The following is a 13,400-nucleotide window of genomic DNA, read 5'->3' as shown; positions in this document are numbered from 1 at the left end:
TCGCGACAGCGCCACGGGGGAGCACCTCAACGTCGTCAAAGTGCAAGCGGGCAACAGCGATATCCAGGTCTTGCAGTGGGACGCGGGGCGTCCGCAGGGCATGCCCGATAACGGCCTGCGCTTTAGCTTGTCAGATCATCTGGGCAGTAGCGTTCTGGAGCTTGATGGCAAGGCCGGGTTGATTACTCAGGAAAGCTATTACCCGTTCGGCGGTACGGCGTGGTGGGCGGCCAGGAGCACCTTGCAGGGGCAGTACAAAATCACCCGCTATTCGGGCAAGGAGCGCGATGCGAGCGGGCTCTACTACTTTGGCTTCCGGTACTACGCACCATGGCTTCAGCGTTGGGTCAGCGCAGACCCGGCCGGTGAGATTGATGGCTTGAATCTGTTCGCGATGGTGAGCAACAACCCCATCACGTTTAAAGACCTGTTGGGCCTCAATGGCGGCAACCCGGATACCCGGCCACTGCGCATCCAGGCGCTGGACACGTTTTTGCGAGTGAACCACCCACATATTTATCCGTCCCCTCTGGATTACGTAGATTATCGGTACACCTTAAATGCCAGATATGAAAACACACCCATGGTCGCTGCTGTGAGTGCCGTGAGAGCTGCCGGATACAGTTACGACGAGATGGGTAGTTATAACGAGTCTGTGAGCATTGCTGCGCCCAATCCGGTCAACATCTTTAGCGGGTTGACCGATGCCTATATTGCCTCTGCCAACTATTTCAATGAAACCGCCAGATTTATGACCAATCCATCGGTCAACCCGGATCCAGGCCGATGGACGGGGCGCAACATCCTGCACACCTTTGAAGACATGCAGCCTGTAGACAGCATGTTTGGCACTGCCAGCATGGCGCCTCTGAAGGCGGCGTTGACGCTCGAAAGGACCGAAGCCGTGACCATGCTCGATACCCACATTCGCCAATACCCCAGCGGTCAAACCACCACCTATCGCGGGCATCGTGTTTCCGATGTGGGCTTAAAGGCGTTAACTGCCCATGCCGGCAAAGGCGACGTACTGCGTACCGAGCAGTTTTTGTCGGTCAGCGACATGCGCAGTGTTGCCAAGAAATTCTCTGGCGGCGCCTATGACACTCGGCCAGGTGTGTTCAATGAGGTCATGCTGACGGTGAAGGGTAGCAGTGCATTACAGCTCTATTCACCCGTGAATGAAGCTGAGCGAATCTACCCGCTTGAGACCGCCTTCACGATTGAGCACCCAGGGCTATCAGGCTTGGGGCTAAGAGCATATGCACCCTCGGCCACGCATTTCGTCTTGCGCGAAGTATCGGTCTCTGCGCAAAGACGAAGGACGCTGCCTTTTATGACGGATCCCGGCGCCCGGCGTTAGAACGGCGCATCACCCAAAATGGTCGCGCGGTGCATCACGCGACGGTTAGGGCGGTAGTCGTCCACGGCGTAATGCTGGGTGACGCGGTTGTCCCAGAAGGCCACGTCGTTTTCTTGCCAGCGCCAGCGGATGGTGTATTCAGGGCGGGTGGCGTGGGCAAACAGCAACTTCAAAATCGCGTCGCTTTCGGCCTCTGACAGCTCATTGATTTTGGTGGTGAAGCCTTCATTGACGAACAGCGATTTACGCCCGCTCACCGGGTGCGTGCGCACCACCGGATGGGACAGCGGCGGATTGTTTTTGCGGGTCTGTTCCCAGCGAGCAAGGTCTTCGGGGGTCGAGCCAAAACGCTCCAGCGGGAACGATTTGGTGAAGTCGTGGGTGGCGGTCAGGCCGTCCAGTAGCACTTGCAGCGGTTTGGACAAGCCCTCAAAGGCCGCGATGCCGCTGGCCCATAAGGTATCGCCGCCGAAGGCCGGCAACTGCTTGGCGCTCAAAACTGCACCCAGCGCAGGGGTTGGCAAAAAGGTCACGTCGGTGTGCCACACCGCGTTGTCGCGTACGTCGGTCACGGCCGTGTCCAGCACCAGCACTTCAGGCTGCTCCGGTACGTTGGGGTAAATCGGGTGAATGTGCAGGTCACCAAAGTTGGCGGCAAAACGCGCTTGCTGTTGCGGGGTGATGACCTGGTTTTTGAAGAAAATAACCTGGTGCTGAAGCAACGCCTGCTCGATGGCATCGCGCTGTTCCAGGCTCAGTGGCTGGGTCAGGTCAACGCCGTCAATCTCGGCGCCAAGGGCAGAGCTAATGGGGGTAACGGTCAGGCTCATGGTCGTCTCGCTAGCAGCGCGCCGATGGGTCGGCGTCGTGTGATATTCGGTGTAATTAGTGAACCTGGCCGTGCCACGGCACCAGTTTGCGTTGCAGAGCGCGCAGGCCCATTTCCATGGCGAAGGCGATGATGGCAATTACCAGAATGCCCAGCACCACTACATCTGTGACTAAAAACTGTGCGGCAGACTGCACCATAAAACCCAGGCCGCTGGTGGCGGCGATCAGCTCTGCGGCAACTAACGTCGACCAGCCGACCCCGAGGCCAATGCGGATACCGGTCAAAATATCCGGCAAGGCGCTCGGCATAATCACATGGCGGATCAACTGCCAGCGCGTGGCGCCCAACGACTGTGCGGCGCGGATCTTGGCCGGGTCGACGGTGCGCACGCCGGTGGCGGTCGCAATCGCAATCGGGGCAAAAATCGCCAGGTAAATCAGCAGCACTTTCGACAGCTCGCCAATGCCGCACCAGATCACGATCAGCGGCAAGTAAGCCAGCGGCGGGATCGGGCGGTAGAACTCGATCAGCGGGTCGAAAATGCCCCGCGCAATGCGGTTATGGCCAATGGCAATGCCCACCGGCACGGCGGTCAAAATCGCAAAGCCAAGCCCCAGGCCGATACGGCTCAGGCTCGCGCTCAAGTGCTGCCACAGGGTGGAATCCATGTAGCCTTTGGTCGCCAGCAACCAGCCCTTTTCCAGCACGGCAGATGGTGGCGGTAAAAACAGCGGTTCGATCAAGCCGGCGGCGGTCACGCCCCACCAGGCAAGGATCAACGTGGCGAGGGTCAGCACGCTGATCCAGCGTGTGCTCAGGCTGCGCTTTGCCGGGCGCGGCGCGTGAGGTGCAGCAACGGGGGCTGCGGCGACTTCATAACTGCTCATGCGCGCTCCTGCCGCTGGGCGGCACCACGTTGTGAAAACACGCGCTCAAGCACGTGTTCACGGGTTTCGATAAAGCGGGGGTCGGACTTGATCGAGCGAGCGGACTCGCCAGCGTTATAACGCTGACCGAAATCCAGGGTCAGGCGCTCAACGATACGGCCAGGGTTGGGCGCCAACAGAATCAGATCCGTGGCCAAAAACACGGCCTCTTCAATGTCGTGGGTAATCAGGAACACGGGTTTGTCGGTGCGTTTGCACACTTGCAGCAACAGCTCTTGCATCTGTTCACGGGTGAACGCATCGAGGGCGCCGAAGGGTTCGTCCATCAGCAGCACACGCGGGTCGGCCGCCAAGGCACGGGCCAGGCCCACGCGCTGGCGTTGACCGCCCGACAGCTCCCACACACGGCGCTTTTCAAAGCCCGACAAATCCACCAGCGCGAGCATTTCACGGGCGCGCGCTTCGCGTTTGTTGCGCGCAACGCCGGCCAGTTCCAGGCCGAAAGCCACGTTGGCCAACACGTCTTGCCAGGGCAGCAAAACGTCGTCTTGAAACACCACGCCGCGTTCGGCGCTCGGGCCTTTGACCGGGGCGCCATCCAGAGTGATGCGCCCGGCGCTAGGTTCAACAAAACCGGCAATCAGGTTGAGCAGCGAGGTTTTCCCGCTGCCCGAAGGGCCAAGTGCAACCAGCAGCTGCTGAGGTCCGAGATTGACGGAAATATCCGACAGCACCGGCTCAGCTGCGCCTGGGTACTGTGCGCTGATGCGCTCCAGTGATAACAAGGCCATGACGGTCGATTCCTCAGTTGGCGTAGGTTATTGAGTGACGAACTGGGCGGTCACTGACGGTGCGTAATCCGGCAGCACAGCGTCGACCTTGCCTTGCTCTTTCAGGAAGGCGGCGGTGTCAGTCAGGGCTTTGGTGGTCGGTGCACCCAGCAGCACTTTTTGTTCAGCCGCTACCGGGTAAACGTTGCCTTCCAGCAGGCCAGGAATGTCAGCAGCCTTGGCGCCGGAAAGTTTCACAACCTTGTCGACGTTGCTTGGGTTGGCAACCCAGGTTTTAGGGTCCTTGTTGTAGTCGGCGTAGGCATCCAGGGTGACTTTAGCGAATTCCTTGACGATTTCCGGGTGCTTGGCCGCGTAGTCTTTGCGCACAATCCAGGCATCAAAGGTGGGAGCGCCGAGCTTGCCCAGTTCGCCAGAGGTGATCAGCACTTTGCCGTTCTCTTTGGCCACACCCAGTGCCGGGTCCCACACGTAGGTAGCGTCGATATCACCGCGTTTCCAGGCCGCGATAATGGCCGGTGGCGCGAGGTTCAGGATGGTCACTTTGGACGGATCGATGTTCCAGTGTTTCAGCGCTGCCAGCAGGCTGTAATGGCCGGTCGATACAAACGGTACGGCGATTTTTTTGCCTACCAGGTCTTGTGGGCTGTTGATGCCCGAGCCGTTGCGGGCTACCAGGGCTTCAGCGCCGCCGATCTGGGTGGCGACCAAAAAGGTTTCGACCGGAACACCGCGGGTGATGGCGGCGGTCAGCGGGCTCGATCCCAGGTAGCCGATCTGCACGTCGCCCGAGGCGATGGCGGCAATGATGTCGGCACCGTTATCAAATTTGCGCCAGTTGATTTTGGCGTCGGTGGCTTTTTCGTAAGCGCCGTCAGCCTGGGCCACTTTGGCCGGGTCAACGGTGGTTTGGTAAGCCACGGTGACGTCGTTGGCGGCTTGCGCAAAGAAACTGGCACCGGCCAGAGAGAGTGCAGCCAAAAGGCGTAGGGGGGTGTTCAGTTTCATCTGGGGGAATCCTCGGCTGGCGGCCGTTAATTGGCTGGATGCGAGGTTAAATGATCTAAGAATGAGTAAATAAATAACTTTTATGCATTAGCTTATGAAGTTATTGATCCTTCTTTACGTGCGCGCGCACGAGCTTTAACGGGTTTTTCCGGTCACACAAAATCGCTTCAGCGCCGTGACATGAACGCTTATTAAAAATTTCATAAAAATCTATTTATAAATAAGACCAAAGGCCGATAGCATCCGCCCGCGTGGTCGTAGGAAATTTCCTTTAATATGCCAATAAGTTATGAAGGATCTTGAAATAATTCTTTTTTGGTTTATAAAAAAGTCTTTAACCTACGTACACACCGCAGATGACTAGACAAAGGTCGTAAACCTCAAACGTTACGATTGACTTGGCAGTCACTGTCTGGCGCTAATCGCGCATCTGGAGCACCGAGACGTCAGATTTCGGGCTAAAGAACTACAAAAATTAGAATTCAAAGGAGCAGCACCATGAAGAAGTCCACCGTTGCCGTGGCTGTAGCCCTCGGCTTGCTGGCGCAACAAGCGAGCGCTGAAGGGTTCATCGAAGACAGCAAAGCGACGCTGAAACTGCGTAACTTCTACATCAACACCGACAACCGCGACGCAGGCACTAAAGCTGCAGGCGCTCAGAGCAAGCAAGAAGAGTGGGGCCAAGGCTTCCAGGTGGATTACACCTCGGGCTTTACCGCAGGTACTGTGGGCTTCGGTCTGGATGCTATCGCTCTGCTGGGCGTACGTCTTGATTCGGGCGGCGGCACCAACGGCGCTACCTCGACCTCGTACGGCGGCACTGTGTTCCCGAGCAAGTCCAACGGCAAAGCGGTTAATGACTTCTCAAGCCTGGGCGTGACTGCCAAAGCCAAGTTCTCCCAGACCGAACTGCGGTACGGCACCCTGATGCCGAAACTGCCGGTCATCTCCTATAACGATGGTCGTCTGCTGCCACAGACCTTTGAAGGTGGCCAGGTCACCTCCAACGAGATCAAGGACCTGACCCTGATCGCCGGTCAGATCGAGCACGTTAAAGGCCGTAACTCCAGCAGCAACGAACAAATGTCCATTGGTGGTGCGAACGCTCGTACAGCCAACAGCAACAAGTTCGTCTATGCCGGTGGTGACTACAAAATCAACAAAGACCTGTTGGTTCAGTACTACTACGGCAACCTGGACAAGTTCTACAAACAGAACTTCCTGGGCCTGGTCCACAACTGGGCAATCGGCCCGGGCGTGTTGAAGTCTGACCTGCGCTACTTCAACAGCAAAGACGACGGCCGTAATGGTTACGACCCTGCGTACTACAGCAGCGGCAACTACCAGAGCCTGGCGAGCGGCAAAGGCAAGGTCGACAACAACCTGTACAGCGCCTTGTTCCTGTACTCGGTTGAAGGCCACACCTTCGGTGGCGGCTACCAGGTCAGCAACGGCAGCAGCGACTTCCCTTGGCTGAACCAGGGCGACGGTTCGTCGAACTACACCATCACCGACTCGCAAATCCAGAAGTTCGGCCGTGCTGGCGAACGTACCTGGCAAGCACGCTACTCGTATGACTTCGCCAAGGTTGGCGTACCTGGCCTGACCGCCGGTGCTGTGTACCTGCGCGGCAACAACATCGACACTTACAACGCCAGCAAAGTACAAACCAATGATGGCGCGACCGAGTGGGAACGCGACATCACCGTGGCTTACGTTGTTCAGGAAGGTGCTCTGAAGAACCTGGGCTTCATGTGGAAAAACGCCATGTGGCGCAACACCATTGCTGGCCAGCGCAACCAGGACGAAAACCGTGTGATCGTGAGCTACTCGATCCCACTGTTGTAAGTCGGTTGTAGCGAAAAAAAGTAAGACGTAAAAGTAAGAAAAATCCTGCCCGGCGCAATGCCGGGCAGGGTGTTTACCGAAGGGCCAGACGGCTCATTCGTAACACATTGAGTAGTCGCAGCTCCTTGCCGCTCCCCTTGCCTAAACCTGAATCCAGAGTGGACCTGGTGCTTTGTCGCGTCCAATGAAACAGTTTTTAGTATTCCTTTTGGTTCTAATTAAATCGATATTTATTCTTTTTAATTAGTTCGTGAAGCAGGCAGAGTAAGCCCATCACGCCCCGCCACTCACGACAAAAAAGGAGCTGCACCATGAGCCTAAGACTTGGCGATATCGCCCCCGATTTTGAACAGGATTCCAGCGCTGGCACCATCAAGTTTCACGATTGGCTGGGCGACAGCTGGGGCATTTTGTTTTCTCATCCGGCTGACTTCACGCCGGTGTGCACCACTGAACTGGGCTTCACCGCCAAGCTCAAGGATGAGTTTGCCAAGCGTGGCGTCAAGGCCATCGCGCTGTCGGTTGACCCGGTAGACTCGCACCACAAGTGGATTGGCGACATCAACGAAACGCAAAATACAGTCGTCAACTTCCCGATCCTGGCCGACGCCGATCGCAAGGTCAGCGACCTCTACGACTTGATCCACCCTAACGCCAGCGACACCCTTACCGTGCGCTCACTGTTCGTGATTGACCCGAACAAAAAGATCCGCCTGACCATTACTTATCCGGCCAGCACGGGGCGTAACTTCAACGAAATTCTGCGTGTGGTTGATTCGCTGCAACTCACCGACAACTACAAAGTGGCCACCCCGGCCAACTGGCAAGACGGCGACGAAGTGGTGATCGTGCCATCGCTCAAAGACGAAGACGAAATCAACAAACGCTTCCCTAAAGGTTATCGCGCTGTGAAGCCCTACCTGCGCCTGACACCACAGCCAAACAAGTAACGCTTACAACGTGTAGCCGCTGCCGCAGGCTGCGATGGACTGCGCAGCAGGCCCAAGGGGCTGAAGGCCCTTCGGGCCTTATCGCAGCCTGCGGCAGCGGCTACAGGTGTTCTTCTTCAATGTCACAGGGTTTTGGCCGTTTCGACGGCCTTTTTTTTGCCTGCTAATTCATATGCGTTTAAGGAATAAACAAATGAACAAATATGATTTATGGATATAAAAAACACCTGTTAAGGTCAGTTCCATCTAAGCGAAAACGCTGACAGAAAATTGAAAAATTTCATTCAAGGAAACCGTAAATGCTGGTTGTGACAATCGGAGGTAGCCCAAGTCAACGCTCCCGTTCCGGGGTGTTGCTGGACCGCGCCAAACACTGGCTCAACCAGAATGGCGTCGAAGTGGTGAGTTACCAGGTACGTGACTTCCCGGCTGAAGACCTGCTGCATGCGCGTTTCGACAGTCCAAAAATTATCGACCTGCTGGAGCAGATTGATCGGGCCGACGGCCTGGTGATTGCGACTCCGGTGTACAAGGCCTCTTTCAGCGGTGCGCTGAAAACCATCCTCGACCTGCTGCCTGAACGTGCCTTGAGCCACAAAGTGGTGTTGCCCATTGCGACCGGCGGCAGCATCGCCCACATGCTGGCCGTGGACTACGCACTGAAGCCCGTACTGTCAGCGCTCAAGGCCCAGGAAATGCTGCACGGCATCTTTGCCGAAGACAGCCAGATTGCTTACGGCGAAGGCAGCGCTCAGGCGCAGTTGGTGCCGGTGCTGGAACAACGTTTGAACGAGTCACTGGAGCACTTTTACAGCGCCCTGGCCCGTCGCCCAAAACCGCTGGACCCCGACATCCTCAACGAGCGCCTGCGCACGGCTCGCTGGAGTATCTGAACTTAAAAACACCCTGTAGGAGCGAGCTTGCCTCGCGATCTTTGGATCTTTTAAAAGATCGCGAGGCAAGCTCGCTCCTACAGAACAAATAAATAAAGGAGAGCGCCATGCGCCCTGTCATTTTGCGTCGTGGTTTGGCCACACTGCTGGCTGCAGCCGTGTCATTAGGCGTAGCACTGCAAGCCCAGGCCGATACGGTACGTATTGGCTACCAGAAGTACGGCACGCTGGTGCTGCTCAAGGCCAAAGGCACGCTGGAGAAGCGTCTGGCCGATCAGGGCGTCGACGTGCAATGGACTGAATTTCCGGGCGGCCCGCAGCTGCTGGAAGGCCTCAACGTAGGCTCCATCGACTTCGGCGTAACCGGAGAAACCCCGCCCGTGTTTGCCCAGGCCGCCGGTGCCGACCTGCTCTACGTCGCATACGAGCCGCCAGCGCCGACCAGCGAAGCGATTCTGGTGCCCAAAGACTCGACGATCACCTCGGTCAAAGACCTCAAAGGCAAAAAGGTTGTCCTCAACAAAGGCTCCAACGTGCACTACCTGCTGGTGCGCGCCCTTGAAGACGCCGGCCTGAAATACACCGACATCCAGACCGTATTCCTACCGCCAGCGGACGCCCGTGCCGCCTTCGAGCGTGGCAGTGTCGATGCCTGGGTCATTTGGGACCCGTACCAGGCCGCCGCCGAGCAACAGCTGCACGCCCGTACGCTGCGTGACGCGACCGGCATTGCTGACAACCACCAGTTCTACCTGGCGACCAAACCGTTTGCTGAAAAGCACCCCAAAGTCATCGAAACCCTGATCGAAGAAGTGCGCAATGTCGGTGAGTGGGCCAAGGCACACCCTGACGAAGTGACCCAGCAGGTTGCTCCGCTGCTCGGCCTGCCGGTCGATATCACCGAAACCTCGGTGAAGCGTCAGGGTTACGGCGCGCAGTTCCTGACCCCGGAAGTGGTCAACGCGCAGCAAAAAATTGCCGACAGTTTTTACCAGCTCAAGCTCATCCCCAAGCCGTTGACGATTAAAGACGTGATCTGGACGCCGCCCGCCACCGCGGCCACAGCCCCTTAATGCTTGCCGTACCCCTTTAGGAGACCACTCCATGAGCCTCAACATTTTCTGGTTCCTGCCTACCCACGGGGATGGCCATTACCTTGGCACCTCCGAAGGTGCTCGCGCGGTTGATCATGGTTACCTGCAACAAGTGGCGCAAGCCGCAGACCGCCTGGGTTTTGGCGGGGTACTGATCCCGACTGGACGCTCATGCGAAGACTCCTGGCTGGTGGCTGCCTCGCTGATCCCGGTGACCCAACGCCTGAAATTCTTGGTAGCCCTGCGCCCTGGCATCATTTCGCCCACCGTGGCGGCGCGCCAAGCGGCGACCCTGGACCGACTGTCCGGTGGCCGTGCCCTGTTCAATCTCGTCACCGGCGGTGACCCGGACGAACTGGCCGGTGACGGCCTGTTCCTGAGCCACGAAGAACGCTACCAGGCCTCGGTGGAATTCACCCGTATCTGGCGCCGCGTACTGGAAGGCGAAACCGTTGACTACGACGGCCAGCACATCCAGGTCAAAGGCGCCAAGCTGCTCTACCCGCCGATCCAGCAACCGCGTCCGCCACTGTACTTCGGTGGCTCTTCAGAAGCGGCGCAAGACCTGGCCGCCGAACAGGTCGAAATGGTCCTGACCTGGGGCGAGCCGCCGGCTGCGGTCGCAGAAAAAATCCAGCAAGTGCGCGACAAGGCCGCCAAGCTCGGCCGCACCGTGCGCTTCGGTATTCGCCTGCACGTGATCGTGCGTGAAACCAACGAAGAGGCCTGGAAAGCCGCCGACAAACTGATCTCGCACCTGGACGACGACACCATCGCCCGTGCCCAGGCATCACTGTCGCGCTTTGACTCGGTAGGCCAGCAGCGCATGGCTGCGCTGCACGGCGGCAGCCGCGATAACCTCGAAGTCAGCCCTAACCTGTGGGCGGGCGTGGGCCTGGTTCGCGGCGGCGCGGGCACGGCACTGGTCGGCGACGGCCCAACGGTTGCAGCGCGGGTCAAGGAATACGCAGACCTGGGCATCGACACCTTTATTTTCTCGGGTTATCCCCACCTGGAAGAGTCGTACCGCGTGGCTGAACTGCTGTTCCCGCACCTGGACATCGAGCGCCCGGAATTGCCGAAAAGCGCAGGCTACGTGAGCCCGTTTGGCGAAATGGTCGCCAACGACATCCTCCCTAAAGCTGCGTCGCAGAGCTGAGGCGAGCATGAGTACGGCAAAGGCTACAAGCCTTCATAAAATCGCCCACACGTTTGCCCCCTGGGCATTGCCCGTGTTGCTGTTGGCGGTGTGGCAGTTGTCGGTGTCGGCGGGCTGGTTGTCGACGCGGATCCTGCCTTCACCGATTGCAGTGATTGAAGCGGGCGTGGAGTTGGTGCGCAGTGGCGAGATCTGGAAACACCTGGCCATCAGCGGCTGGCGTGCCGGTGTGGGCTTCGCGATCGGTGGCAGCATCGGCCTGGCGCTGGGCTTTATCACCGGCCTGTCGAAGTGGGGCGAGCGCCTGCTCGACAGCTCGGTGCAAATGATCCGTAACGTGCCGCACCTGGCGCTGATCCCGCTGGTGATTTTGTGGTTCGGCATCGACGAGTCAGCGAAGATTTTTCTGGTGGCGTTGGGCACCTTGTTCCCGATCTACCTCAACACGTATCACGGCATCCGCAACGTCGATCCGGCGCTGGTAGAAATGGCGCGCAGCTACGGCTTGTCGGGTTTCAGCCTGTTTTGGCAAGTGATCCTGCCGGGCGCGCTGCCGTCGATTCTGGTTGGCGTGCGCTTCGCCCTGGGCTTTATGTGGCTGACGCTAATCGTGGCTGAAACCATCTCCGCAAGCTCCGGCATTGGCTACCTGGCGATGAACGCCCGGGAGTTCCTGCAGACCGACGTGGTGGTCTTGGCCATTGTGATGTACGCGATCCTCGGCAAGCTGGCAGACACTGCCGCCCGAGGTCTGGAACGTGTCTGGTTGCGCTGGCACCCGGCTTATCAAGTGCCAAAAGGCGGTGCCGCATGACAGCTCAACAACCTCCGCATTTGCGTCAGGGCATCCCGCTGGTGGTCAAGGGCCTGCAAAAAGCCTTTGGCGATCGTCTGGTGCTGCGTGGCATCAACCTGCACATCCCGGCGGGCCAGTTTGTCGCCATTGTGGGCCGCAGCGGCTGCGGCAAAAGCACCTTGATGCGCCTGCTGGCCGGGCTTGACCAGCCCACGGGCGGCGAACTGCTGGCCGGCAGCGCGCCGCTGCAAGAAGCCCGTGAAGACACCCGCTTAATGTTTCAGGAAGCGCGCTTGCTGCCCTGGAAAAAAGTCATCGACAACGTGGGCCTTGGCCTTAAAGGCGACTGGCGACCAAAAGCCCTCAAGGCGCTGGAAGAAGTCGGCCTGGCCGAGCGCGCCAATGAATGGCCAGCGGCCTTGTCGGGCGGGCAAAAACAGCGTGTAGCGCTGGCCCGCGCCTTGATTCATCAACCGCGTTTGCTACTGCTGGACGAACCCTTGGGTGCACTGGATGCGCTGACCCGCATCGAGATGCAACAACTGATCGAACGCCTGTGGCGCCAGCATGGCTTCACCGTATTACTGGTGACCCACGACGTCAGCGAATCGGTTGCGATTGCTGACCGGGTCATCCTGATCGAAGACGGTGAAGTGGGGCTCGACCTCACCGTCGAACTGCCGCGCCCTCGGGTGCGTGGTTCACATCGACTGGCGGCACTGGAAACCGAAGTGCTTCACCGAGTGCTCGCTTTACCTGGCTCGCCACCTGAGCCAGACCCTGTTGCACCGCTGCCGACGCAACTGCGTTGGGCGCTTTAAACCTACTTTTCTCAAGACAGGAATCGACACCATGACCATCAAAGCCATCAACGTTCGTAACCAATTCAAAGGCCACATCAAAGAAATCGTCCTGGGCGACGTACTGTCCGAAATCGACGTACAAACCGCCTCCGGCATCGTCACCTCCGTCATCACCACCCGCTCGGTCAAAGAGCTGGAACTGGTGGTCGGCAGCGAAGTGATCGCCTTCGTAAAATCCACCGAAGTGTCCATCGCCAAGTTGTAACCCATGCCAAGACCCACAACCCCGAAAGGCGCGAGCCCTTCGGGGTTTTTTTATGGGTGAAAAGATCGCGAGGCAAGCTCGCTCCTACACAAGGGAGACAGATTCAGATTCACAGGCGGGGTCCGCTATTGCCGCGACGACACTAACCTTTTTCTTTTGATGCTTATTCACAAGGAAAGGGAATGGCAGATTCGGCTCATGGATGTCGGTTACGAACAGGAAGATATTCCGAAAGTGGCCGTATTTATCTGGTCACTGCAGTGGTGAAGAATCGTGAGCCTTTTTTCAGTGATTTTCTTGTCGCTCGCTTATTGATCAATGAACTGAAGCGAACTCATCAAGAATGTTACGTCACATCACTGGCGTGGGTCGTGATGCCGGATCACTTTCATTGGCTGATCGAGCTCAAGCACGCCAGTCTTTCAACGGTGATGCAACGGACAAAATCACGTGCGGCCATGAGCATTGGCGTTGCACAAGGAAGCCCGCTCAAGCTTTGGCAAAAGGGCTATCACGACCGGGCAATCCGTTATGACGAAGATGTGGTTCATGCTGCCCGCTATATCGTTGCCAACCCCTTGCGGGCAGGCTTGGTCAAGCGTTTGGGTGACTACCCTCACTGGGATGCCATCTGGCTATAAACACACCGCCCCACTGTAGGAGCGAGCTTGCCTCGCGATCTTTTAAACGATCAAAAGATCGCGAGGCAAGCTC

14 protein-coding genes are annotated in these 13,400 nt (G+C 57.9%); 10 read left to right on the top strand and 4 right to left on the bottom strand.

The window, feature by feature from the left end:
- On the top strand, window positions 1-1,360 hold a 1,360-nt coding region (locus tag QMX84_RS23835), incomplete at its 5' end, for an RHS repeat-associated core domain-containing protein (RefSeq protein WP_282364931.1).
- On the opposite strand, the gene tauD is transcribed toward QMX84_RS23835, so the two are convergent.
- The 4 genes from tauD to tauA are packed head-to-tail and all read right to left on the bottom strand — an operon-like array spanning window position 1,357 to window position 4,878.
- Window positions 1,357-2,190 (bottom strand): taurine dioxygenase, encoded by an 834-nt coding sequence (gene tauD / locus QMX84_RS23830; RefSeq protein WP_262125197.1) that lies wholly within the window; start codon window positions 2,188-2,190, stop codon window positions 1,357-1,359. The two genes, QMX84_RS23835 and tauD, sit on opposite strands and share 4 nt — an antisense overlap.
- A gap of 55 nt (window positions 2,191-2,245) precedes the next feature.
- Window positions 2,246-3,079, bottom strand: a complete 834-nt coding sequence (tauC, locus tag QMX84_RS23825; protein ID WP_048371105.1) for a taurine ABC transporter permease TauC — start codon at window positions 3,077-3,079, stop codon at window positions 2,246-2,248.
- Window positions 3,076-3,870, bottom strand: a complete 795-nt coding sequence (gene tauB, locus QMX84_RS23820) for a taurine ABC transporter ATP-binding subunit (protein WP_153330245.1) — start codon at window positions 3,868-3,870, stop codon at window positions 3,076-3,078. Before tauB ends, tauC begins: the two co-directional genes overlap by 4 nt.
- 27 nt (window positions 3,871-3,897) lie before the next feature.
- Complete coding sequence (tauA, locus tag QMX84_RS23815; protein ID WP_262125194.1) at window positions 3,898-4,878, bottom strand: taurine ABC transporter substrate-binding protein; 981 nt, start codon at window positions 4,876-4,878, stop codon at window positions 3,898-3,900.
- A 498-nt stretch (window positions 4,879-5,376) separates the two neighbouring features.
- Here tauA and QMX84_RS23810 point away from each other — a divergent pair, with 498 nt between their 5' ends.
- The 9 genes from QMX84_RS23810 (at window position 5,377) to QMX84_RS23770 (ending at window position 13,327) form a co-directional block, all read left to right on the top strand.
- Entirely contained in the window at window positions 5,377-6,726 is a 1,350-nt protein-coding gene (locus QMX84_RS23810; protein ID WP_048389194.1) for an OprD family porin, read from the top strand.
- A gap of 311 nt (window positions 6,727-7,037) precedes the next feature.
- Window positions 7,038-7,676 (top strand): peroxiredoxin, encoded by a 639-nt coding sequence (locus tag QMX84_RS23805; RefSeq protein WP_048371098.1) that lies wholly within the window; start codon window positions 7,038-7,040, stop codon window positions 7,674-7,676.
- 299 nt (window positions 7,677-7,975) lie between these two features.
- Entirely contained in the window at window positions 7,976-8,569 is a 594-nt protein-coding gene (gene ssuE, locus QMX84_RS23800; protein WP_262125192.1) for an NADPH-dependent FMN reductase, read from the top strand.
- 107 nt (window positions 8,570-8,676) lie between these two features.
- A complete protein-coding gene (locus tag QMX84_RS23795) occupies window positions 8,677-9,642 on the top strand; it encodes a sulfonate ABC transporter substrate-binding protein (RefSeq protein WP_123750757.1) in 966 nt (321 codons plus the stop codon).
- A 31-nt stretch (window positions 9,643-9,673) separates the two neighbouring features.
- A complete protein-coding gene (gene ssuD, locus QMX84_RS23790) occupies window positions 9,674-10,822 on the top strand; it encodes an FMNH2-dependent alkanesulfonate monooxygenase (protein WP_048371092.1) in 1,149 nt (382 codons plus the stop codon).
- Window positions 10,823-10,829: 7 nt separating this feature from the next.
- The gene (ssuC, locus tag QMX84_RS23785) at window positions 10,830-11,636 is read left to right on the top strand and encodes an aliphatic sulfonate ABC transporter permease SsuC (protein ID WP_048390911.1); all 807 of its coding nucleotides are present in this window, start codon (window positions 10,830-10,832) and stop codon (window positions 11,634-11,636) included.
- Entirely contained in the window at window positions 11,633-12,439 is an 807-nt protein-coding gene (gene ssuB, locus QMX84_RS23780; protein ID WP_048371090.1) for an aliphatic sulfonates ABC transporter ATP-binding protein, read from the top strand. The genes ssuC and ssuB overlap by 4 nt, the downstream gene beginning before the upstream one ends.
- A 31-nt stretch (window positions 12,440-12,470) precedes the next feature.
- Window positions 12,471-12,686 carry a TOBE domain-containing protein gene (locus QMX84_RS23775; RefSeq protein WP_003444581.1) on the top strand — a complete coding sequence of 72 codons (216 nt, stop codon included), beginning with the start codon at window positions 12,471-12,473 and terminating at the stop codon, window positions 12,684-12,686.
- A gap of 182 nt (window positions 12,687-12,868) precedes the next feature.
- Window positions 12,869-13,327: a transposase gene (locus QMX84_RS23770; RefSeq protein WP_282364930.1), complete on the top strand. Its 459-nt coding sequence runs from the start codon at window positions 12,869-12,871 to the stop codon at window positions 13,325-13,327.
- The last annotated feature ends 73 nt before the right edge of the window (window positions 13,328-13,400 follow it).

This window comes from Pseudomonas sp. PS01297 (assembly GCF_029959305.1).
Classification (GTDB): Bacteria; Pseudomonadota; Gammaproteobacteria; order Pseudomonadales; family Pseudomonadaceae; genus Aquipseudomonas; species Aquipseudomonas helleri.
This window is presented reverse-complemented; position numbering and strand designations above follow the sequence as displayed.